Genomic DNA, 21,362 nt, shown 5'->3' with positions numbered 1-21,362 from the left:
AGTCAGCTGGTGCGGTCGGCGATGTAGTCGCAGAGGGATTCCAGGGCGCGGCGGGCCGGGCCCTCGGGGAGCGGGGCGAGGCGGGCGCGGGCATCCTCGGCGTAGCTGCGCACCGTCTCCCGGGCCCGCTTGAGCGCCGGCGACTCGCGGAGCAGGGTGAGCGCCTCCGCGTGCAGCGCATCGTCGACCAGTGGGCCGGTGGCCAGGATCTCCCGCAGCCGGACGCTGGCCGCGTCCGAGTCGTCGCCGGCGAGCGCGTACAGCACCGGCAGGGTGGGCACGCCCTCCCGCAGGTCGGTGCCGGGTGTCTTGCCGGACTGCACCGACTCGCTGGCGATGTCCAGCAGGTCGTCGGAGAGCTGGAAGGCGACGCCGATGATCTCGCCGTACCCGGCCAGGGCCTCGACGTGCGCGGCGGACGCGCCGCCGAACATGCCCCCGAAGCGGGCCGAGGTGGCGATCAGCGAACCGGTCTTCTCGGCGATGACGTGCAGATAGTGCGCGACCGGATCGGTGTCGCGCGGGCCGACCGTCTCGGCGATCTGGCCGTGCACCAGGCGGGCGAACGTGCGCGCCTGCAACCGGACGGCCTCCGGGCCCAGGTCGGCCGCGATGTCCGCGGCCCGGGCGAAGAGGAAGTCGCCGACCAGGATGGCCACCGAGTTGGCCCAGCGGGAGTTGGCGCTCGGGGCGCCCCGCCGCACGGCCGCCTCGTCCATCACGTCGTCGTGGTAGAGCGTCGCCAGGTGGGTGAGCTCCATCACCACGGCCGCCGGCACGACCTGGGCGGCGTCCGGATCGCCGAACTGGGCGCCCAGCGCCACCAGCAGCGGGCGGAACCGCTTGCCGCCGGCCTCCATCAGGTGCCGGGCCGCCTCGGTGACCAGCGGGTCGGCGCTGGCCACGCCGGACCACAGTTGGACCTCGACGCGGTCGAGGACGCCCAGCACGGACGCTTCGACGCGCGGGTCGGCGAGGTGCAGGCCGAGCGCGCCGAACTGACCTGAACGCTCGCCAGCCGGATTCACCACGTCTTCAACCATGCCACACCCGTTCGACCTGCTCGGCGAGGGGGATACGGGCCGGGGGCCGGCACGCCACGGCGTACCGGCCCCCGGGTGGAACCACTTCCGTCATCGAACGAATTCGGCGGCACCGGTGGTCAGGTCGAGCAGGGGCCCGGGGACCACCCCGAGGACCAGCGTGGCGAGCACGCCGATGACCAGGGCCGCCGAGGTGAGCGCGCCCGGCACGGTCACGGTCGGGGTGGCCTCACCCGGCTCGGAGAGCCACATCATCACCACGACCCGCAGGTACGGGAACGCCAGCACCATGCTGGTCAGCACGCCGGCGATCACCAGCCAGATCTGGTTCGCCTCCAGCGCCGGGCCGAAGACCGCGAACTTGCTGGTGAAACCGCTGGTGAGCGGGATGCCGGCGAAGGCCAGCAGGATGAACGTGAAGATCGCCGCGAAGAACGGCGAGCGGCGACCCAGCCCGGCCCAGCGGGACAGGTGGGTGGCCTCGCCGTCGGCGTCGCGCACCAGCGTCACCACGGCGAACGCGGCGAGCACCGAGAAGCCGTACGCGGCGAGGTAGAACATCGTGCCCGACAGCCCTTCCTTGCTGGGCGCCAGCACACCCACCAGCAGGTAGCCGGCGTTCGCGATCGACGAGTATGCCAAAAGCCGCTTGATGTCCGTCTGGGTGACCGCCAGCACCGCGCCGACCAGCATGGTCAGCACCGCGACCACGCCGATCACCGGGGTGAAGTCCCAGGACGCGCCGGCGAACGCGACGTGGAACACGCGCAGCAGCGCGCCGAACGCGGCGACCTTGGTGCAGGCGGCCATGAAGCCGGTCACCGGCGTCGGCGCGCCCTGGTAGACGTCCGGCGTCCAGACGTGGAACGGGGCGGCGGCGGCCTTGAAGAGCAGGCCGATGGCGACCAGCGCCATGCCGGCGAAGAGCAGCACCTGGCTGGACGAGGACTCGCCGACCGCGGCGTGCACGGTGGCGAAGTCGACGCCGGCGCCACGGCCCGGGATGCCCGAGGTGAAGCCGTAGATCAGGGCGACGCCGAACAGGAAGAACGCCGAGGCGTACGCGCCGAGCAGGAAGTACTTCATCGCCGCCTCCTGGCTCAGCAGCCGCCGGCGGCGGGCCAGCGCGCAGAGCAGGTAGAGCGGCAGCGAGAAGACCTCGAGCGAGATGAACATGGTCAGCAGGTCGTTCGCCGCCACGAAGATCAGCATGCCGCCGATCGCGAACGTCATCAGCGGGTAGACCTCGGTGGCCCCGCCGACGCCCTCGGCCTGCTTGCGGTCCTCCGGCGACTCGGCGGTGACCGCGGCGTGCGCCACGAAGGCGCCGCCCCGCTCCACCGTGCGCTCGCCGACGAGCAGCAGCGCCATGGCGGCCAGGACCAGGATGGTGCCCTGGAGGAAGAGCGTCGGCCCGTCCACCGCGAGGGCGCCACCGGCGGTGATCACCCGGCGCTCGGACTTCAGGATCACCATGGTGATCGCGGCGAGCACCGCCACCAGGGCGAGCCCGAGCTGCACCGCGTTGCGCAGGCGACGCGGCACGAACGCCTCGACCAGGACGCCCAGCAGGGCGGCGCCCAGCATGATCAGGATCGGAGCGAGCGCCACGTAGTCGATCGACGGCAGCTTGAGCTCGGTCATTTTGCGGCCTCCTGGACGCTTCCGACCTCAGGGGCGGGATCGGACTTGCCGACGTCCTGCATGGTCGCCTGGACGGCGGGGTTGATGACATCGGTGACCGGCTTGGGATAGAAGCCGAGCAGCACGATCAGCGCGATCAACGGCGCGACGACGACCTTCTCCCGCAGGCTGAGGTCCCGACGCATGCCCTCGACCTCGGTCAGCGCCGGGTTCAACGTGCCCTGGGTGGTGCGCTGCACCATCCACAGCACGTACGCCGCCGCCAGGATGATGCCGAGCGTGGCGATCACCGCGACCGGCTTGTTGACGGTGAACGTGCCGATCAGCACCAGGAACTCGGACACGAACGGCGCGGTGCCGGGCAGCGCCAGGGAGGCCAGACCGGCGAAGAAGAACACACCGGCCAGCACCGGCACCAGCTTGCCCGCGCCGCCGAAGTCACTGATCAGGGCCGAGCCGCGGCGGGCGATCAGCATGCCGACCACGAGGAAGAGCAGGCCGGTCGCGAGTCCGTGGTTGAGCATGTAGAGCACCGCGCCGGTGCCGGCCTGGGTGGTGAAGGCGAAGATGCCCACGCCGATGAAGCCGAAGTGCGCGATCGAGGTGTACGACACCAGCCGCTTCAGGTCGTTCTGCCCGACCGCCAGCAACGCGGCGTAGATGATGCCGATCACGCCGAGCGCCAGCGCCCACGGCGCGAACCAGCGGGACGCCTCCGGGAACAGCGGCAGGCAGTACCGCAGGATCCCGAACGTGCCGACCTTGTCCAGCACGCCGACCAGCAGCGCGGCCGCGCCGGCCGGGGCGGCGCCACCGGCGTCCGGCAGCCAGGTGTGGAACGGGAAGAACGGCGCCTTGATCGCGAACGCGAGGAAGAAGCCGAGGAACAGCCAGCGGGCGGTGTTGGTGGCGAACTCCGCCTGGCTCAGCGTCTGCCAGTCGAAGGTCTTGCCGCCGACCACCCAGAGGCCGATCACCGCGGCCAGCATGAACAGGCCGCCGACAAGCGAGTAGAGGAAGAACTTCACCGCCGCGTACTGCCGCTGGTGGCCGCCGTAGCTGCCGATCAGGAAGTACATCGGCACCAGCATGACCTCGAAGAACACGTAGAACAGGAAGACGTCGGCGGCGGCGAACACGCCGATCATCGTGCACTCGAGGACGAGCAGCAGGGCGAAGTAGACCGGCACCGAGCGCTTCGACGACTCGGCGTCGTGCCACGACGCCAGGATCACCAGCGGCACCAGGATCGCGATCAGCATCAGCATGACCAGCGCGATGCCGTCCACCTCGAAGGTGAACCGCACGCCCCAGTTCGGGATCCACGCGTACGACTCGCGGAACTGGAACCGGTCGCCGCCGGCGGAGAAGGTGAACCACATCACCACCGAGAGCACCAGCACCAGCAGCGACCAGCCGAACGCCACCAGCTTGGCCAGGTCCGGCCGCTTACGTGGCAGCAGTGCCACCACCAGGGCGCCGACCAGCGGCGCCACGGTCAGCACCGAGAGGAACGGGAAGTTGGACATTATTCGGCCTTACCTCCGTCGTGACTGCGTGGCCCGCCGGCGGGGGCGGCCGCGTTGAGGTCGATCACGCCAGCCACCCCGCCTGCACTGCCAGGAACGCCGCCACCACGAGCAGCGCGCCGGTCAGGATCGAGGTCGCGTACGACCGCACGAAGCCGGTCTGCAGCCGCCGGAGCCGGCCCGAGCCCCCGCCCACGGCGGCGGCCAGGCCGTTGACCAGCCCGTCGACGCCCCGGTTGTCGAGGAACACCAGAGCCCGGGTGAGGAAGATGCCCGGCTTCTCGAAGACCGTCTCGTTGAAGGCGTCCGTGTAGAGGTTCCGGCGGGCGGCGGTGACCACCACGCCGGCCGGCTGCGGCTCGGTGGCCGTACCGCCCCGGAACAGGAACCAGGCCAGCCCGGCGCCCAGCACCGTGACCAGCAGCGACAGCGCGGTGAGCAGCCAGTGCGCCAGCACCGGCGCGTGCTCCCCGCTCTCGGCGCCGAGACCGTTGGTGGCGGTGAGCCAGTCCGGCACGGAGGTGGCGAGCAGGAAGCCCGCGCCGACCGAGCCGATCGCCAGCAGGATCAGCGGGATGGTCATCAGCTTCGGCGACTCGTGCGGGTGCTCGATGTCCTCGGTCCAGCGCTTCGGGCCGTGGAACGTGAGCACGAACAGCCGGGTCATGTAGAACGCGGTGAGCCCGGCGCCGAGCAGCGCGGCCATGCCGAACAGCCAGGCCGTCCAGCCCTCCCGCTCGAACGCGGCCACGATGATCGGCTCCTTGGAGAAGTAGCCGGAGAACGGGAACATGCCGATGATGGCGAGCCAGCCCATCATGAACGTCAGCCAGGTGACCTTCATGTACTTGGACAGCCCGCCGAAGCGGCGGATGTCCACCTGGTCGTTCATGCCGTGCATGACCGAGCCGGCGCCGAGGAACATGTTGGCCTTGAAGAAGCCGTGCGCCAGCAGGTGCACGATGGCCAGCGCGTACGCCGCGCCGCCGAGGCCGACGCCGAGGAACATGTAGCCGATCTGGCTGACCGTGGACCAGGCCAGCACCCGCTTGATGTCGTCCTTGGCCGCGCCGATGACGCAGCCCATCAGCAGCGTGAGCGCGCCGACGCTGACCACCACGAGCTGGAGCGTCTCGTTCGCCGAGAAGATCGGGCTGGAGCGGGCGATCAGGTAGACGCCGGCGGTGACCATGGTGGCCGCGTGGATGAGCGCGGAGACCGGGGTCGGACCCTCCATCGCGTCCGGCAACCACGCCTGGAGCGGGAACTGGCCGGACTTGCCGGCGGCGCCCAGGAGCAGCAGCAGGCCGAGCACCAGCACCGTGGTCGAGGTCAGCGAGCCGACGCCGTTGAACACCTCGTCGTACTGAGTCGTGCCGAGCATGGCGAACATGACGAAGATGCCGATGGCCAGGCCGGCGTCGCCGACCCGGTTCATCAGGAACGCCTTCTTGCCGGCCGTGGCCGCGCTCGGCCGCCCGTACCAGAAGGAGATCAGCAGGTACGACGCCAGGCCGACGCCCTCCCAGCCGAAGTAGAGCATCACGTAGTTGTTGCCGAGCACCAGCAGCAGCATCGCGGCGACGAACAGGTTGAAGTACCCGAAGAACCGCCGCCGGCCCTCGTCGTGCGCCATGTACTCCACGGCGTAGAGGTGGATCAGGAAGCCCACCCCGGTGATCAGCAGGACGAACACCGCGGCCAGCGGGTCGAAGAGCAGACCGAAGTCCACCTTCAGGTCGCCGACCGTGATGAACTGCCAGAGGCTCGACTGGACCTGCTTGTTCTCCAGGCCGCGCAGCTGGAAGAAGTAGGTCAGCCCGAGCACGAACGCGGCGCCGATGGACGCCACGCCCAGCCAGTGGCCCCAGCGGTCCGCCCGCTTGCCGAGCAGCAGCAGGACCGCCGCGCTGACCAGCGGGATCGCCACCAGCAGCCAGACGCTGCCCAGCAGGCCACTCGCCGTCGCGAAAGAGACGGCCTCGGTCGGCTCAGCCGACGCGAGCGTCAGAATCTGTTCCACCGCAGACCCCTCAGTACTTCAGCAGGTTGGCGTCGTCGACGCTGGCCGAGCGCCGGGTCCGGAAGATCGCCATGATGATCGCAAGCCCGACCACGACCTCGGCCGCCGCCACCACCATCACGAAGAACGCCATGATCTGGCCGTTCAGGTCACCGTTGATCCGGCTGAACGTGACCAGGGTCAGGTTGGCCGCGTTGAGCATCAGCTCGACGCACATGAACAGCACGATCGCGTTGCGCCGGACCAGCACGCCGACGGCGCCGATGGTGAACAGCACCGCCGCGAGGATCAGGTAGTAGTCGGGCGTCATTTGTCAGTGCCCTTCAACGAGGTCTCCTCAGCGGTCAGCTCGCGGACCGGCATGATCTCCGAGATGCCGCGGTCGGTCAGCCGGCCGTCCGGCAGGCGGGCCGGCGTGGCCACGGAGGAGGAGGTGGCGAAGACGCCCGGGCCCGGCTTCGGGCCGGGGTAGTTGCCCGGACGGAACCGCGCCTTCATGGTGGCGACCTGGTCCATCCGGTCCTCCTTGCGCCGCTCGATGTGCGCCAGCACCATCGCGCCCACCGCAGCCGTGATCAGCAGCGCCGAGGTCAGCTCGAAGGCGAAGACGTACTTCGTGAAGAGCAGCCGGGCGATGCCCTGCACGTTGCCCTCGGCGTTCGCCTGCTCCAGCCCGACCGCCTGCACGCCGTTGAGCGCGCGGTAGAGCCCGGTGCCGACCAGGCCGGCGAAGCCGAGCCCGAGCACCACCGCGGCGACCCGCTGGCCGCGCAGCGTCTCGATCAGCGAGTCGGACGCGTCCCGGCCGACAAGCATCAGCACGAACAGGAAGAGCATCATGATCGCGCCGGTGTAGACGATGATCTGCACCATGCCGATGAACGGCCCGGCCTGGAGCACGTAGAACACGCCCAGGCAGAGCATGGTCAGCACCAGCCAGAGCGCGGAGTGCACCGCGTTGCGGGCCCACACCATGCCGAGCCCTCCGATCAGGGCCAGCGGGGCGAGGATCCAGAAGGTGACCTCCTCGCCCCCGGAGACCTGGCCCGCCGCGGCGAGCACCGTAGAACTGGTCATACCCCTGCTCCCTTGCCCGCCTCGGAGCGCTGCGCGGCCTGCTCGGCGCCGGGGAAGGTCACGCCGGGGTGCTCCTCCACCTGGTACCGGCCCGGGCCCATCGACGAGTGCTCGGCACCGGCCGAGGTGCCCGGGTTGGTCAGCGCGCCGACGTAGTAGTCCTTCTCGCTGTCACCCAGCCGCATCGGGTGCGGCGGCTGCTCCATGCCCTCGAGCAGCGGCGCGAGCAACTGCTCCTTCGTGAAGATCAGGTCCTGCCGGTTGTCCCGGGCCAGCTCGTACTCGTTGCTCATGGTGAGCGAACGGGTCGGGCATGCCTCGATGCAGAGCCCGCAGAAGATGCACCGGGCGTAGTTGATCTGGTAGTTGCTGGCGTACCGCTCACCCGGGGAGAAGCGCTGCTCCTCGGTGTTGTCGCCACCCTCCACGTAGATCGCGTCGGCCGGGCACGCCCAGGCGCACAACTCGCAGCCGATGCACTTCTCCAGCCCGTCCGGGTGCCGGTTGAGGATGTGCCGCCCGTGGTAGCGCGGCGCCGAGACCGGCGGCTTGAACGGGTAGTCGGTGGTGACGACCTTCTTGAACATGTGCGAGAAGGTGACCCCGAAGCCCTTGAACGTTCCGGTGATCGCGCCCACGTCACACCTCCCTGGATTCGGAGCCGGCGACGACGTTGGCCGGCTCCCGCTCGGCGACCACGCGCTTGGTACGCGGGCTCGGCGGAACCTGAAGATCCATCGGTGGCAGCGGGAAGCTGCCGTACGGCCGGCTGTCCGCCTGCTCCTGCGGCGACGGCTTCGGCTCCTTCTTCCCGCTCGGCCAGAAGAGCGTGGCCAGCAGCAGCACGCCCGCGCCGATCGCGGTGACGAGCAGCCGGTCCTTCGTCTGCCAGTCCTCGATCGAGCGGAGCCCGGCCAGCACCAGGATCCAGACCAGGTTGATCGGCAGCAGCACCTTCCAGCCGAAGCGCATGAACTGGTCGTAGCGGAGCCGGGGCAGCGTGCCGCGGAGCCAGACGAACACGAAGACCAGCAGGATCACCTTGCCGAAGAACCACAGCATCGGCCACCAACCCTCGTTGGCGCCCGACCACAGCGTGATCGGCCACGGTGCCCGCCAGCCGCCGAGGAACAGCGTGGTGGTGACCGCGGACATGCTCACCATGGCCACGTACTCGGAGAGCATGAAGAGCGCGAACTTCAGCGAGCTGTACTCCGTCATGAAGCCGGCCACCAGCTCCGACTCCGCCTCCGGCAGGTCGAACGGCGCCCGGTTGGTCTCACCGACCATGGCGATGAAGAAGATGATGAAGCTGGGCAGCAGCAGGATCGCGTACCAGCCCGGGGTGGGCAGCTCGAACCCGCCGACGCTCAGCCGGGTGGCGTCGCCCTGGGCGGCGACGATGCCGCTCGTCGACATCGTGCCGGCGGTCATGAACACGGCCACGATGCTCAGCCCCATGGTGACCTCGTAGGAGATCATCTGGGCGGTGGAGCGGAGGCCGCCGAGCAGCGGGTACGTCGAGCCGGAGGCCCAGCCGCCGAGCACGACGCCGTAGACGCCCATCGAGGAACAGGCCAGGATCACCAGCACCGCCACCGGCACGTCGGTGACCTGAAGCGGCGTCCAGTGGCCGAAGATGCTCACGCTCGGGCCGAACGGGATCACCGACAGCGCGGTGACCGCGGAGATCACCGAGATGGTCGGCGCGAAGAAGAAGACCACCTTGTCGGCGGCGCGCGGGAGGATGTCCTCCTTGAACGCCATCTTCAGACCGTCGGCGAGCGTCTGCAGCAGGCCGAACGGGCCGACCTGGTTCGGGCCGGGCCGGACCGCCATCCGGCCGACCACCCGCCGCTCGAACCAGACGCCGAGCAGCGTGGCCAGCAGGCCGAACGCGAACGCGAAGACGATCTTCCCGAGGACCAGCCACCACGGGTCCTTGCCGAAGTCGGCCAGCGTCGGGTCCTGCGCCGCGAGGACGACGGTATTCACTCGGAGACACCCCCTGCGTTGAGGAGCGGACCCGGACGCGCGGCGGCGTCCGCGGCGATGGGCGCCGCGGTCACCTTCACGAGGTGACCGGACGTCGCGCCGAGGCTGCGCCGTACGGTCGAGCCGGGTGAGTTGGTCGGCAGCCAGACGACGCCGTCCGGCATCTCGCTGATCGCCGCCGGCAGGGTGACCGCGCCGCGGTCGGTGCCGACCGTGACCGGGTCGCCGTCGACCACGCCGAGCGCCTCGGCGGTGCCCTTGCCCAGCCGGACGACCGGCGGACGGGCGGTGCCGGCGAGGTGCTCGTCACCGTCGGTGAGGCTGCCCAGGTCGACGAGCTGGTGCCAGGTCGACAGCACGGCCTCGCCCGGGCCGGGCTGCGGCACGGCGGCCGGCTCGACCGAGGGCGCGGACGGCCGAGACGTCCGGGTGCGCGGCAGCGCGCCCAGCTCGCGGCGCACGCTCGTCACGTCACCGGTGCCGAGCCGCACGTCGAGCAGCGCGGCGATCGCGTCGAGCACCCGGCCGTCGGTCATCGCGCCGGTGTCCAGCACCCGCTCGAAGGGGCGCAGCCGGCCCTCCCAGTCGAGGAAGCTGCCGGCCTTCTCGACCACCGGGGCGACCGGGAGGACCACGTCGGCCCGGCGGGCCACCGCGCTCATCCGCAGTTCCAGGCTGACCAGGAACGGCACCGCGTCCAGGGCCGCCTCGGCCCGGCGCGGGTCGGCCAGGTCGGCCGGGTCGACGCCGGCCACCACCAGCGCGCCGAGCTTGCCGTCGGCCGCCGCGGCGAGGATGCCGTCGGTGTCGCGGCCGGCCTGGCTCGGGATCACCCCGGCCGGCAGGTCCCACGCCTCGCCCAGCTCCGCGCGGGCGGCCGGCTCGGTGACCACCCGGCCGCCGGGGAGGAGGTTGGGCAGGCAACCCGCGTCGACCGCGCCGCGGTCACCCGCGCGCCGCGGCACCCAGGCCAGCCGGGCGCCGGTACGCCGGGCCACGTCCGCCGCGGCGGACAGGCCGCCGGGCACCGCGCCCAGCCGCTCGCCGACGATCAGAATCGCGCCGGGCTGCCCCAGCGCCTCGGCCACGGTGGCGTGCTCGGCCAGCACGCTGGCCTCCTCGCCCGGCACCACCCGGGCCAGCTTCGCCCCGAGCTTCTCCAGGCCGCGGGTCGCGAACGGCGCGATCGCGTACACCGTGAGCTTCTTCTTCAGGTACGCCTTGCGCAGCCGCAGGAAGAGGATCGGGCACTCCTCCTCCGGCTCCAGGCCGACCAGCACCACGGCGGGCGCGTTCTCCACGTCCGCGTAGGTCACGTCGGTGGTCCCGGCGACGTTGCTGGCCAGGAAGTCGGCCTCCTCGCGGGAGACCGGGCGGGCCCGGAAGTCGATGTCGTTGGTGTGCAGCGCGACCCGGGCGAACTTCGCGTACGCGTAGGCGTCCTCGACGGTGAGCCGGCCACCGGTCAGCACCGCCGTGCCGGTGGCGCCGTCGCGGGCCGCGCGCAGCCCCTCGGCGGCCCGGGTGAACGCCTCGCTCCACGACGCCTCGCGCAGCTCACCGGTCTTCTCGTCGCGCACCAGCGGGGTGGTCAGCCGGTCGAACGCGCGAGCGTACTGGAAGCCCCAGCGGCCCTTGTCGCAGTTCCACTCCTCGTTCACCGCCGGGTCGTCGCCGGCCAGCCGGCGCAGCACCTTGCCCCGCCGCCAGTCGGTGCGCTGCGCGCAACCGGCCGAGCAGTGCTCGCAGACGCTGGGCGAGGAGACCAGGTCGAACGGGCGGGAGCGGAACCGGTACTGGGTGCCGGTCAGCGCGCCCACCGGGCAGATCTGCACGGTGTTGCCGGAGAAGTAGGAGTTGAACGGAACATCCCCCTCGTCCCCCTCCTCGCCGTACGCGTCGTCCCGGTAGATGTTGATCTCCTCGTGCGAGGAGCGTCCCATCAGGTCGATGAACTTGTCGCCGGCGATCTCATCGGAGAACCGGGTGCACCGCTGGCAGAGCACGCAGCGCTCCCGGTCGAGCAGCACCTGGGTGCTGATCGGCAGCGGCTTCGGGTACTCCCGCTTGTGCTCGTGGAAGCGCGAGTCCGTCCGGCCGGTGGACATCGCCTGGTTCTGCAGCGGGCACTCGCCGCCCTTGTCGCACATCGGGCAGTCCAGGGGGTGGTTGAGGAGCAGCAGCTCCATCACCCCCTCCTGGGCCTTCTTGGCGACCGGCGAGGTGAGCTGGGTACGCACGACCATCCCGTCGGCGACGGTCTGGGTGCAGGAGGCGACCGGCTTGCGCTGGCCCTCCACCTCCACCAGGCACTGCCGACAGGCGCCGGCCGGGGCCAGCAGCGGGTGGTCGCAGAAGCGCGGGATCTCGGTGCCCATCTGCTCGGCGACCCGGATCAGCAGCGTGCCCTTGGGCGCGGTGACCTCGACGCCGTCGATGGTCAGCGTGACGGTCTCGGTCTGCTTGGCTACGTCGGTCATTAGTGGGCTCCCACCAGCTGCTTGTCCGACAGCTTCGGCGCGGTACGTCCCTCGATGTAGTCGAGGTAGTCCTGCTTGAAGTACTTCAGCGACGAGGTCACCGAGCTGGTCGCACCGTCACCCAGGCCGCAGAACGAACGGCCGAGGATGTTGTCGCAGGTGTCGAGCAGGGTGTCGAGGTCCTCGTGGGTGCCCTGGCCGGCGAGGATGCGCCGGTAGACCCGGACCATCCAGTAGTTGCCCTCCCGGCACGGGGTGCACTTGCCGCACGACTCGTGGTGATAGAACTCCAGCCACCGGTAGGTGGCGTACACCGGGCAGTCCTGGTCGGAGAAGATCTGCGTGGCCGTGGTGCCCAGGATCGAGCCGGCCGCCGCCACCCCCTCGAAGTCCAGCGGCACGTCCAGGTGCTCGGCGGTGAGCAGCGGCGTCGAGGAGCCGCCCGGGGTCCAGAACCTCAGCTCGTGCCCGGGCTTCATCCCGCCGGCCAGCTCGATCAGCTCGCGCAGCGTGATGCCCATCGAGGCCTCGTACTGGCCCGGTTCGGCGATCCGGCCGGAGAGCGAGTAGATCATCGGCCCGGACGACTTCTCCGTGCCCATCGTCTTCCACCAGTCCGCGCCGCCCAGCACGATGTGCGGCACGCTGGCGATGGTGCCGACGTTGTTGACCACCGTCGGGCTGGCGTACAGGCCGTGGGTCGCCGGGAACGGCGGGCGCAGCCGGGGCTGGCCCCGGAAGCCCTCCAGCGAGTCCAGCAGCGCGGTCTCCTCACCGCAGATGTACGCCCCGGCGCCGGAGTGCACCACCAGGTCCAGGTCGAACTTCGAGCCGAGGATGTTCCGGCCGAGGTAGCCCTTGGCGTACGCCTCGGCGACCGCGCTGCGCAGCCGGCGGGCGGCGTGCACCGCCTCACCGCGGATGTAGATGTAGGCCCGGTTGGCCCGGATCGCGTACGAGGCGATGATGACGCCCTCGACCAGCGCGTGCGGGTCGTGGGTCATCAGCGGCAGGTCCTTGCAGGTGCCCGGCTCACCCTCGTCGGCGTTCACCACCAGGTAGTGCGGCTTCCCGTCGCCCTGCGGGATGAAGCCCCACTTGAGCCCGGTCGGGAAGCCCGCGCCGCCCCGGCCGCGCAGCCCGGAGTCCTTGATCAACTGGATCAGGTCGTCCGGGTGCGCCTTGAGCGCCTTGCGCAGCGCGGCGTAGCCGTCCAGCTTCTCGTAGGTGCCGAGCCGCCAGGCGTCGGGCGACAGCCAGCGCTTGGTGAGCACCGGCGTGAGCTTGGCCAGCGTTTCCGGCCGAGGCGTGGTCACTTCCGGACCCCCGTTCCGCTCGCGTCCGCCGGGTCGGCGCCGTCGGCGTCCGTACCGGCCTCGGCGTCCTTGAGGTTGCGTTCCTGCGCGTCGGCCGCGTCGCCGGCGGGCTTGCCGTCGCCGGCCGGCGGGTTGGCCGCCGCACCGGCCGCCTCCGCCGCCCGCGCGTCGCGGGGCGCCGGGGCCGGGCCGTCCACCGGGAGCTTGGTGCCCGGCGCGTCCGCCACCGCGGTCCGCGCGTCCGGCTGCCGGGTCTCGGCGGTACGCACCTGCGGTGACTTGTCGTCCGGCGCCTTGACGTCCGGGGCGGTGCTGCCGCTGGCCGCCGCGGGCGTCGCCGGCTCGCCCACGCCCGCGTTGCCGGCGGTGCCTGCCCTGGCCGGCTCCGGCGCGGGGGCCGGCTTCTCGGCCTCGGCCTTCGCCTTCGCCTCGGCGGCAGCCCGGTCGGCCTCGGCCTTGCTGCGGATCGGCGTCTTCGGGTCGTAGCCCGGCACCGAGATGCCGTGCCGCTCGGCCAGGCGCAGGCCGCGCAGGCTCGGTTCACCCGGCCCACCGTCGGCCACCGCGCCGTCCCGCTCGTCGGCGAAACCGGCGAGCTGGACCGCCATCTCCTTCAGCGTGCAGAGCCGGGCGCCGCGGGTCGGCATCGGCCGGCCGCCGGCGCGCAGCTCCTCCACCACGCCGAGCGCGCCCTGCGGCTCGACGTTGTCGAAGAAGTCGTAGTTGACGGTCATCACCGGGCCGTAGTCGCACGCCGCCAGGCACTCGGCGTGCTCCAGGGTGATCTTCCCGTCGGCCGTGGTCTCCTCGTGCCCGACGCCCAGGTGCTCGGCGAGCGTGTCGTAGACCGCCTGCCCGCCCAGCACGTCGCACATCGTGTTGGTGCAGACGCTGACCAGGTAGTCACCGGTCGGCTTGCGCTTGTACATGGTGTAGAAGGTGGCGACCGCGCCGACCTGGGCCTTGTTCAGCCCGAGCACCTCGGCGCAGAACTCGACGCCGGCCGGGGAGACGTAACCCTCCTCGGACTGGACCAGGTGCAGCAGCGGCAGCAGGGCCGAGCGGGACCGGTCCGCCGGGTAGCGGGCGATGATCTCCCGCGCCCGCAGCCGGGTCTCTTCGGTGAACGTCGTACTCATCGGTCACAACCACCCATCACGGGGTCCAGCGAGGCGCCGCCGGCGATCACGTCGGCGATCAGGCCACCCTCGGCCATGGCCGGGAGGGCCTGGAGGTTGACGAAGCTCGGCTCCCGGTAGTGCACCCGGTAGGGCCGGGTGCCGCCGTCGGACACCGCGTGCACGCCCAGCTCGCCGCGGGGCGACTCGATGCCGACGTACACCTGGCCCGGCGGGACCCGGAAGCCCTCGGTGACGAGCTTGAAGTGGTGGATCAGCGACTCCATCGACTGACCCATGATCTTGGCGACGTGCTCCAGCGAGTTGCCCATGCCGTCCACGCCGATGGCGAGCTGCGCCGGCCAGGCGATCTTCTTGTCGGCGACCATCACCGGCCCCGGCTTCAACCGGTCGAGCGCCTGCTCGACCAGCTTCAGCGACTCGCGGATCTCGGCCAGCCGGACCAGGTAGCGGCCCCACACGTCGCCGTCGGTGTGCGTCGGCACGTCGAACTCGTACGTCTCGTAGCCGCAGTACGGCATGGTCTTGCGCAGGTCCCAGGCGAGCCCGGCGGAGCGGAGCACCGGCCCGGTGATGCCGAGCGCCACGCAGGCGGTGGTGTCGAGCACCGCGACGTTCGTGGTGCGCTGGATCCAGATCGGCTGCCCGGAGAGGAGGTCCTCGTACTCCTTGAGCTTCTTCGGCATCAGCACCAGGAAGTCGCGGATCTTGCGGATCGCGTCGTCCGGCACGTCCTGCGCCACCCCGCCCGGCCGCACGTACGCGTGGTTCATCCGCAGGCCGGTGATGGTCTCGAAGATGTCGAGGATGTACTCCCGCTCGCGGAAGCCGTACAACATCATGTTGATCGCGCCCAGCTCCATGCCGGTGGTGGCCAGCCAGACCAGGTGCGAGGAGATCCGGTTCAGCTCCATCATCAGCACCCGGATGGTGGTCGCCCGCTCGGTGACGTCGTCGGTGACGCCGAGCAGCTTCTCCACCGCGAGCGCGTACGCCGTCTCGTTGAAGATCGGGGAGAGGTAGTCCATCCGGGTCACGAACGTCGAGCCCTGGACCCAGTTGCGGTATTCCAGGTTCTTCTCGATGCCGGTGTGCAGGTAGCCGACGACCGAGCGGACGTCGCGGACCGTCTCGCCCTCCAGCTCCAGGACCAGCCGGAGCACGCCGTGCGTGGACGGGTGCTGCGGCCCCATGTTGACGACGATCCGCTCGTCGTTGATCGGGTCGGTGCCGGAGACGACCTGGTCCCAGTCCCCACCGGTGACGGTGAAGACCTTGCCCTCGGTGGTCTCGCGCTCGGTCGCGTAGTTCGACGTCGTCACTGGTACGACCTCCTCCGGTCCGGCGGGGGAATTTCCGCGCCCTTGTACTCCACCGGGATGCCGCCCAGCGGGTAGTCCTTGCGCTGCGGGTGCCCCTCCCAGTCGTCCGGCATGAGGATCCGGGTCAGGTTGGGGTGGCCGTCGAAGACGATGCCGAACATGTCGTACGTCTCCCGCTCCTGCCAGTCGGCGGTCGGGTAGACGGAGGTGACGCTCGGCAGGTGCGGGTCCTCGGCGGAGACCGCGGCCTCCAGCCGGACCAGCCGCCGGTAGGTCATCGAGGTGAGCTGGTAGACCACGTGCAGCCGACGTCCGTCGGCGCCCAGATAGTCCACCCCGGACACCGAGGAGCACAGCTCGAAGCGCAGCGACATGTCGTCGCGCATCACCTGGCAGACCTCGGCGATGCGCTCCGGCCGCACGTGCAGGGTCAGCTCACCCCGGTCGACCACGACCTTCTCGATCGCGTCGCCGAACTGCGGGTACGCCTCCTCCAGCGCGTCCCGCACCTCGTCGAAGTAGCTCCCGTACGGGCGGGTGGCTTCCTCGATGGGCTTGCGCTGGCGGACCAGGCCGCCGTAGCCGGAGACGTCGCCGCTGCCCTGGTTGCCGAACATCCCCCGACCGGCCGGGCTGGCCGGCGGGTACTCGGCCGGCGCGGTGGAGCTGGCGCCGGCCGGCGTGGTCGGCACCGGCACCCCGCCGTCGTTGTTCCGGTCGTGGGGCGAGGTCATTTGGGTCCCCCCTGCGTCTGGAGGTGGTTCTGCGCCTTCATCCAGTTCTCGATCCGCAACTGCTCCTCGCGCCCCTCGCGGACGGCCTTCGTCCACTCGGCGCGCCGGGCCTTGTCGTTGCGGTAGGACGACGGCATCGAGCCGTACGGCACGACCGGCACGTCACCGCGCGCCTTGCGGGCCTCCAGCATCTTGCGGCCGTTCGGACCCAGCGGCTCGTACATGATCTTCTCGCGGAGCTTGAGCACCGCGTCGATGAGCATCTCCGGCCGGGGCGGGCAGCCGGGAAGGTACATGTCGACCGGGACGACGTGGTCGACGCCCTGCACGATGGCGTAGTTGTTGAACATGCCGCCGCTGCTGGCGCAGACGCCCATCGAGATGACCCAGCGGGGCTCGGCCATCTGGTCGTAGATCTGCCGCAGGACCGGGGCCATCTTCTGGCTGACCCGGCCGGCCACGATCATCAGGTCCGCCTGCCGGGGCGAGGCACGGAAGACCTCCATGCCCCACCGGCCCATGTCGTAGTGCGGGCCGCCCGCGGCCATCATCTCGATGGCGCAGCAGGCCAGGCCGAACGTGGCGCCCCAGACGGACGACTTCCGCGACCAGTTGACCAGCTTCTCGACGCTGGTGAGCAGGACGCCGGAGGGAAGCTTCTCCTCGATGCCCATCTGCTACCTCCTCAGTCCCAGTCCAGGCCGCCGCGCCGCCACACGTAGGCGTAGGCGACGAAGACCGCGACGATGAACATGACCATCTCCACGAAGCCGAAGATCGGCAGGGCGTCGAAGGAGACCGCCCAGGGGTAGAGGAAGATGATCTCGATGTCGAAGACGATGAAGAGCATCGCCGTCAGGTAGAACTTGATCGGGAACCGGCCGCCGCCGACCGGCTGCGGGCTCGGCTCGATGCCACACTCGTACGCCTCGAGCTTGGCCTTGTTCAGACGCCGGGGGCCGGCGAATCGGGCGGCGGCCACGGAGAACAGCGCGAACCCCGCGGCGAGGGCGAACAGCCCGATGATGGGTGCATAAGGAGAGAGCGTCATCGTTTTCCCCTGCTCGTCCTTCCCTGACCTCGGTGGTTGGCCAAAATCACACTATTCACGTCCCTGACGATCTCGGTCGGCGGGGTCGATCTCCGTCCGACCCGTGGCCGGTTGGCCCCGGGCCGGTGGTCTCCTACACGGCCGGCGCCACCCTCGTCATCGCGTTGATGACCCGGTCCATCGCGTCCCCGCCGCGCGGGTCGGTCAGGTTCGCCAGCAGCTTCAGCACGAAACGCATCAGCATCGGGTGCGGCATGCCGTGCTTCGTGGCCATCCGCATCACCTCGGGGCGGCCGATCAGCTTCACGAAGATCCCGCCGAGCCGGTAGTAGCCGCCGAAGCGGGCCTTCAACTCCTGCGGGTAGGCCATCAGCGCCCGCTCCCGCTCGGCGCCGGCCGGGCGGGCGAGCGCCTGCACGGCGACCTCCGCGGCCAGCTCACCGGACTCCATCGCGTACGCGATGCCCTCGCCGTTGAACGGGTTGACCATGCCGCCGGAGTCGCCGACGAGCAGCACGCCGCGGCTGTAGTGCGGGACCCGGTTGAAGCCCATCGGCAGCGCGGCGCCGAGGATCGGCCCCTCCGCGTTGGCCTCGTCGGTCATCCCCCAGTCCTCCGGGGTGTTGGCCAACCAGTCGGTGAGCAGCCTGCGGTAGTTCGTCTTGCCGAAGGCCGAGGAGGAATTGAGCACGCCCAGGCCGACGTTCACCCGGCCGTCGCCGAGGCCGAAGATCCAACCGTAGCCGGGCAGCAGCGCGTCGTTGCCCTTGGACCGCAGCTCCAGCCACGACTCCAGGTAGTCGTCGTCGTGCTTGGCGGGCGAGCGGTAGTAGCGGCGGACCGCGACGCCGATCGGCCGGTCCTCCCGCTTGGCCAGGCCGAGCGCGATCGGGAAGCGGCCGGAGACGCCGTCGGCGGCGACCACGAGCGGCGCGTGGAAGGTGGCCGGCTGCTTGCCCGGGCCGACCTCGGCCTGCACGCCGGTCACCCGGTCGTCGGCGTCGAGCACCGGGCCCACCACGGTGACGCCGGTGCGCAGCTCCGCCCCGGCGGCCACGGCGCGCCGGGCGAGCAGGTCGTCGAAGTCGAGCCGGGTCCGGACCAGGCCGTAGTTGGGGAAGCTGGCCAGGTCGGGCCAGTCCAGCTCCAGACGGACCCCGCCGCCGATCACCCGCAGGCCCTTGTTGTGCAGCCAACCGGCCTCGGGCGACGTGTCCACGCCCATCCGGATGAGCTGCCGCACGGCGCGGGGCGTGAGCCCGTCGCCGCAGACCTTCTCCCGGGGAAACTCCGTCTTCTCCAGCAGCAGCACGCGTACGCCGTGCCGCGCCAGGTGGTACGCCGTGGCCGATCCTCCGGGACCGGCGCCCACGACGATGACGTCGGCGTCGTTCTCCACCGCGGTCATCCGCGCCTCCTCCCGCATGCTCGTGAAATGCTTCACAAGCCCGATCGGGTTGGAGTCTATGACCGGCGTTACACCAGTACGCGCTGAGGGGGGCCTAACTTCCCGGAAACCGTCCGGTAAGCGGACGGAGACCGGTCACGAGCGGGCCGGCGCGGGCGGCCCGAGACCGGCGTCGAGCCGGATCGTCTCCGGCAGATGATCGCGCAGCGCGCCGCCGGCCGCGCGGTCCAGCGCCGCCAGCACCTCCGCCACCACCTGCCGGACCTCCCCGGGATCCGCGCCGGCCAGCTCCCTCAGCTGCGCGATCAGCTCGGCGGCGTCGTCGTCGGTGGCGGTGTGGTCGGATCCCGTCATGGGCGCGAGCCTACGGTGCGAAGTGGCGCAAAGTCCGACATTCACGAAATGACCGGCGGGACCGGCCGAGCGATCAGTTCCGGACGGCGCGGTGCAGGGCGACCACGCCCCCGGTCAGGTTGCGCCACCCCACCCGGCCCCAGCCGGCCGCACCGACCCGGGCGGCCAGGGCCGCCTGATCCGGCCAGGCCCGGATCGACTCGGCGAGGTAGACGTAGGCGTCGGGGTTGCTCGACACCGCTCGGGCCACCGCCGGCAGCGACCGCATCAGGTACGACAGGTAGACCGTCCGGAACGCCGGGTTGACCGGGGTGCTGAACTCGCACACCACCAGCCGTCCGCCCGGCCGGGTGACCCGGGCCAGCTCACGCAGGGCCGCGTCGGTGTCGTTCACGTTGCGCAGCGCGAAGGAGATGGTCACCGCGTCGAAACTGGCGTCGGCGAACGGCAGCCGCAACGCGTCCCCGGCCAGCAGCGGCACCGACGGGCGGGTGCGCTTGCCGGCGTGCAGCATGCCCAGCGACAGGTCGGCGCCGACCGCGTACGCGCCGGAGTGGGCCAGCTCCTCGGTCGAGACGCCGGTGCCGGCGCCGACGTCCAGCACCCGCTCGCCGGGACGCAGCCCGAGCGCCGCCCGGGTGGCCCGCCGCCAGGACCGGTCCTGCCCGAAGGAGAGCACGGTGTTGGTCAGGTCGTAACGGGCCGCCACGCCGTCGAACATGGCGGCGACCTCGTGCGGCTGCTTCTCCAGGCTGGCGCGCCGGCCCTGCGGGGAACGACTACTCACCCCTCCACTCTGCCAGCCACGCGGACCGGGAGTCCTCCCGGGTACGCGCGAGGGCGGGGTGGTCGCCCACCCCGCCCTCACCGTGTCCGGTCCGGGTCCGGTCAGTCCTCGGTGCGCTCCTCGGTCGGGGCGACCAGGACCACCTTGCGACGCCGGGACAGCATCATCAGCGCCGCGCCGGCGGCGAGCACGACCGCGCCGATGCCGCCGATCAGGCCGACCTGCATGCCGGTCACCGGCAGGCCGCCGTCGCCGGAGCCACCACCGTTGCCACCGCCCGTGGTCGGGCTCGGGGTCGGCACCGCGGTCGGGCTGCCGCTCGGGGTCGGCTCGGCGGTCGGCGTGGCGGTCGGGCTGGGCGTCGGGGTCGGGGTCGGCTCCGCGCTCGGGTCGACGAAGACGTCGAACTGGGCGATGTTGTCGCCGTCGTCGACCTCGGAGAAGGCCCGCCGCTGCGCCGAGCTGGCGACACGCGGCGCCTCCTCGGGCTCACCGGCCGCGGAGTCCTGGCCCTCGGCCCAGACGAAGCCCAGTCGGAGCAGCTTCTCGGTCACGTCCGCGCCGACCTTCACCCGCACGCCTGCGGTGTAGTACTGGCCGGGCTTCAGCACCGCGCCGCGGTCCTCGCAGAGCGCCTGCGCGGTGCCGCCCAGGACCTGCTCGACGCAGCCCTCGGGCAGCTCGGCGAAGGTGACGCCGGCCGGCAGCGTGATCCCGTACGTGATGCCGGTGGCCTTCTTGCTGCCGTCGTTGAAGACGGCCCAGTCCAGCGGCGCGGTCGCGCCGGGGCGGACCGGACGGAGGTTCGCCTCGCCGGCGGAGTCGCCATCGACCTGCACGTCGGCGTACACGTCCTGCACCCAGGTGGTGAGGTCGTAGCCGGGCGAGGTGACGGTGATGTCGTGGTCGACGGTGTCCAGGACCCCGTCGCCGTTGGCCGCGCTGATGGAGACCGTGAGCGTGCCGGCCGCGCCCTTGCCGCCGGTGGAGAAGAGCGGGATGCCGAAGTCCTCGGTGGTGCCGGCGGCGAGGTCGCCGAGCAGGCAGGAGAAGGCGGTGCCGGACACCTGGCAGCCGTCCGGGACGAGCACGCCGACCTTGCGGGGCTTGAGGCCCTTCGTCTCCACCGTGACCCGGACGTCCTTCGCGTCGACGGTGCCCGTGGTGTTGTTCACCTGGAACTTGAACGGCTTGGCCCTGGCCTCGTCGACGCCCTTCGCCAGCTGGTAGCTGAGCGGGATGAGCTGAAGGTCGGCCTCGCCGGCGGCGTGCGCCGGGCCGGTGACCGCGCCGAGGCCGGCGGTGGAGAGCAGGGCCACCACGCCGGCACGCGCCAGTGTGGATCGGTATCGGTTGGTCATCGTTCCCCCGGGGGGTAGGGAAGTTCAAGGTCACGCACGGAACGAACGGACGGTAACGGAGCGACGTGGCGTGGCGCCAGCCGTGCACGGGTGGAAATC

Annotated in this window: 19 protein-coding genes; all 19 read right to left on the bottom strand. The window is 71.0% G+C overall.

What is annotated here, in order from left to right; genetic code table 11:
* Positions 1-2: 2 nt before the first annotated feature.
* Complete coding sequence (locus ACGFI2_RS06670; protein ID WP_393511762.1) at positions 3-1,043, bottom strand: polyprenyl synthetase family protein; 1,041 nt, start codon at positions 1,041-1,043, stop codon at positions 3-5.
* Between the two features lie 90 nt (positions 1,044-1,133).
* Complete coding sequence (nuoN, locus tag ACGFI2_RS06665; protein WP_393511759.1) at positions 1,134-2,687, bottom strand: NADH-quinone oxidoreductase subunit NuoN; 1,554 nt, start codon at positions 2,685-2,687, stop codon at positions 1,134-1,136.
* Positions 2,684-4,216, bottom strand: coding sequence for an NADH-quinone oxidoreductase subunit M (locus ACGFI2_RS06660; protein WP_393511756.1), 1,533 nt, complete (start codon positions 4,214-4,216; stop codon positions 2,684-2,686). Before ACGFI2_RS06660 ends, nuoN begins: the two co-directional genes overlap by 4 nt.
* Before the next feature lie 64 nt (positions 4,217-4,280).
* Positions 4,281-6,239, bottom strand: a complete 1,959-nt coding sequence (nuoL, locus tag ACGFI2_RS06655; RefSeq protein ID WP_393511753.1) for an NADH-quinone oxidoreductase subunit L — start codon at positions 6,237-6,239, stop codon at positions 4,281-4,283.
* Positions 6,240-6,249: 10 nt separating this feature from the next.
* On the bottom strand, positions 6,250-6,549 hold the full coding sequence (gene nuoK, locus ACGFI2_RS06650; RefSeq protein WP_089154544.1) for an NADH-quinone oxidoreductase subunit NuoK: 300 nt from the start codon (positions 6,547-6,549) through the stop codon (positions 6,250-6,252).
* Entirely contained in the window at positions 6,546-7,316 is a 771-nt protein-coding gene (locus ACGFI2_RS06645) for an NADH-quinone oxidoreductase subunit J (protein ID WP_393511750.1), read from the bottom strand. The genes nuoK and ACGFI2_RS06645 overlap by 4 nt, the downstream gene beginning before the upstream one ends.
* Positions 7,313-7,954: an NADH-quinone oxidoreductase subunit NuoI gene (nuoI, locus tag ACGFI2_RS06640; protein ID WP_393511747.1), complete on the bottom strand. Its 642-nt coding sequence runs from the start codon at positions 7,952-7,954 to the stop codon at positions 7,313-7,315. The genes ACGFI2_RS06645 and nuoI overlap by 4 nt, the downstream gene beginning before the upstream one ends.
* Position 7,955: 1 nt before the next feature.
* Positions 7,956-9,311, bottom strand: a complete 1,356-nt coding sequence (gene nuoH, locus ACGFI2_RS06635) for an NADH-quinone oxidoreductase subunit NuoH (RefSeq protein ID WP_393511744.1) — start codon at positions 9,309-9,311, stop codon at positions 7,956-7,958.
* Positions 9,308-11,791 (bottom strand): NADH-quinone oxidoreductase subunit G, encoded by a 2,484-nt coding sequence (locus tag ACGFI2_RS06630; protein WP_393511741.1) that lies wholly within the window; start codon positions 11,789-11,791, stop codon positions 9,308-9,310. The genes nuoH and ACGFI2_RS06630 overlap by 4 nt, the downstream gene beginning before the upstream one ends.
* The gene (gene nuoF, locus ACGFI2_RS06625; RefSeq protein WP_393511738.1) at positions 11,791-13,107 is read right to left on the bottom strand and encodes an NADH-quinone oxidoreductase subunit NuoF; all 1,317 of its coding nucleotides are present in this window, start codon (positions 13,105-13,107) and stop codon (positions 11,791-11,793) included. Before nuoF ends, ACGFI2_RS06630 begins: the two co-directional genes overlap by 1 nt.
* On the bottom strand, positions 13,104-14,246 hold the full coding sequence (nuoE, locus tag ACGFI2_RS06620) for an NADH-quinone oxidoreductase subunit NuoE (RefSeq protein ID WP_393511735.1): 1,143 nt from the start codon (positions 14,244-14,246) through the stop codon (positions 13,104-13,106). The genes nuoF and nuoE overlap by 4 nt, the downstream gene beginning before the upstream one ends.
* Entirely contained in the window at positions 14,243-15,568 is a 1,326-nt protein-coding gene (locus ACGFI2_RS06615) for an NADH-quinone oxidoreductase subunit D (RefSeq protein ID WP_393511732.1), read from the bottom strand. Before ACGFI2_RS06615 ends, nuoE begins: the two co-directional genes overlap by 4 nt.
* Positions 15,565-16,302, bottom strand: a complete 738-nt coding sequence (locus ACGFI2_RS06610) for an NADH-quinone oxidoreductase subunit C (protein ID WP_393511729.1) — start codon at positions 16,300-16,302, stop codon at positions 15,565-15,567. Before ACGFI2_RS06610 ends, ACGFI2_RS06615 begins: the two co-directional genes overlap by 4 nt.
* The gene (locus tag ACGFI2_RS06605) at positions 16,299-16,976 is read right to left on the bottom strand and encodes a NuoB/complex I 20 kDa subunit family protein (protein ID WP_393511726.1); all 678 of its coding nucleotides are present in this window, start codon (positions 16,974-16,976) and stop codon (positions 16,299-16,301) included. Before ACGFI2_RS06605 ends, ACGFI2_RS06610 begins: the two co-directional genes overlap by 4 nt.
* Before the next feature lie 11 nt (positions 16,977-16,987).
* Positions 16,988-17,353 carry an NADH-quinone oxidoreductase subunit A gene (locus ACGFI2_RS06600; RefSeq protein ID WP_089154551.1) on the bottom strand — a complete coding sequence of 122 codons (366 nt, stop codon included), beginning with the start codon at positions 17,351-17,353 and terminating at the stop codon, positions 16,988-16,990.
* Positions 17,354-17,486: 133 nt separating this feature from the next.
* Positions 17,487-18,761, bottom strand: a complete 1,275-nt coding sequence (locus ACGFI2_RS06595) for a geranylgeranyl reductase family protein (RefSeq protein ID WP_393511723.1) — start codon at positions 18,759-18,761, stop codon at positions 17,487-17,489.
* A 135-nt stretch (positions 18,762-18,896) separates the two neighbouring features.
* Positions 18,897-19,115, bottom strand: coding sequence for a hypothetical protein (locus ACGFI2_RS06590; RefSeq protein ID WP_393511721.1), 219 nt, complete (start codon positions 19,113-19,115; stop codon positions 18,897-18,899).
* A 73-nt stretch (positions 19,116-19,188) separates the two neighbouring features.
* Positions 19,189-19,902, bottom strand: coding sequence for a demethylmenaquinone methyltransferase (locus ACGFI2_RS06585; RefSeq protein ID WP_393511718.1), 714 nt, complete (start codon positions 19,900-19,902; stop codon positions 19,189-19,191).
* A gap of 101 nt (positions 19,903-20,003) precedes the next feature.
* Positions 20,004-21,263 (bottom strand): cell wall anchor protein, encoded by a 1,260-nt coding sequence (locus ACGFI2_RS06580; RefSeq protein ID WP_393511715.1) that lies wholly within the window; start codon positions 21,261-21,263, stop codon positions 20,004-20,006.
* Between the last annotated feature and the right edge of the window lie 99 nt (positions 21,264-21,362).

The sequence above is a fragment of the Micromonospora sp. NPDC049282 genome, from assembly GCF_043197045.1.
GTDB lineage: Bacteria > Actinomycetota > Actinomycetes > Mycobacteriales > Micromonosporaceae > Micromonospora.
This window is presented reverse-complemented; position numbering and strand designations above follow the sequence as displayed.

Bases quoted from the DNA above. Each gene is read 5' to 3' on its own strand.
- ACGFI2_RS06630 (WP_393511741.1), bottom strand. From the start codon at position 11,791: ATGACCGACGTAGCCAAGCAGACCGAGACCGTCACGCTGACCATCGAC.
- ACGFI2_RS06610 (WP_393511729.1), bottom strand. From the start codon at position 16,302: ATGACCTCGCCCCACGACCGGAACAACGACGGCGGGGTGCCGGTGCCG.
- nuoN (WP_393511759.1), bottom strand. From the start codon at position 2,687: ATGACCGAGCTCAAGCTGCCGTCGATCGACTACGTGGCGCTCGCTCCG.
- ACGFI2_RS06600 (WP_089154551.1), bottom strand. From the start codon at position 17,353: ATGACGCTCTCTCCTTATGCACCCATCATCGGGCTGTTCGCCCTCGCC.
- ACGFI2_RS06660 (WP_393511756.1), bottom strand. From the start codon at position 4,216: ATGTCCAACTTCCCGTTCCTCTCGGTGCTGACCGTGGCGCCGCTGGTC.
- ACGFI2_RS06605 (WP_393511726.1), bottom strand. From the start codon at position 16,976: ATGGGCATCGAGGAGAAGCTTCCCTCCGGCGTCCTGCTCACCAGCGTC.
- ACGFI2_RS06670 (WP_393511762.1), bottom strand. From the start codon at position 1,043: ATGGTTGAAGACGTGGTGAATCCGGCTGGCGAGCGTTCAGGTCAGTTC.
- ACGFI2_RS06645 (WP_393511750.1), bottom strand. From the start codon at position 7,316: ATGACCAGTTCTACGGTGCTCGCCGCGGCGGGCCAGGTCTCCGGGGGC.
- ACGFI2_RS06580 (WP_393511715.1), bottom strand. From the start codon at position 21,263: ATGACCAACCGATACCGATCCACACTGGCGCGTGCCGGCGTGGTGGCC.
- nuoK (WP_089154544.1), bottom strand. From the start codon at position 6,549: ATGACGCCCGACTACTACCTGATCCTCGCGGCGGTGCTGTTCACCATC.
- nuoE (WP_393511735.1), bottom strand. From the start codon at position 14,246: ATGAGTACGACGTTCACCGAAGAGACCCGGCTGCGGGCGCGGGAGATC.
- ACGFI2_RS06590 (WP_393511721.1), bottom strand. From the start codon at position 19,115: ATGACGGGATCCGACCACACCGCCACCGACGACGACGCCGCCGAGCTG.
- ACGFI2_RS06595 (WP_393511723.1), bottom strand. From the start codon at position 18,761: ATGACCGCGGTGGAGAACGACGCCGACGTCATCGTCGTGGGCGCCGGT.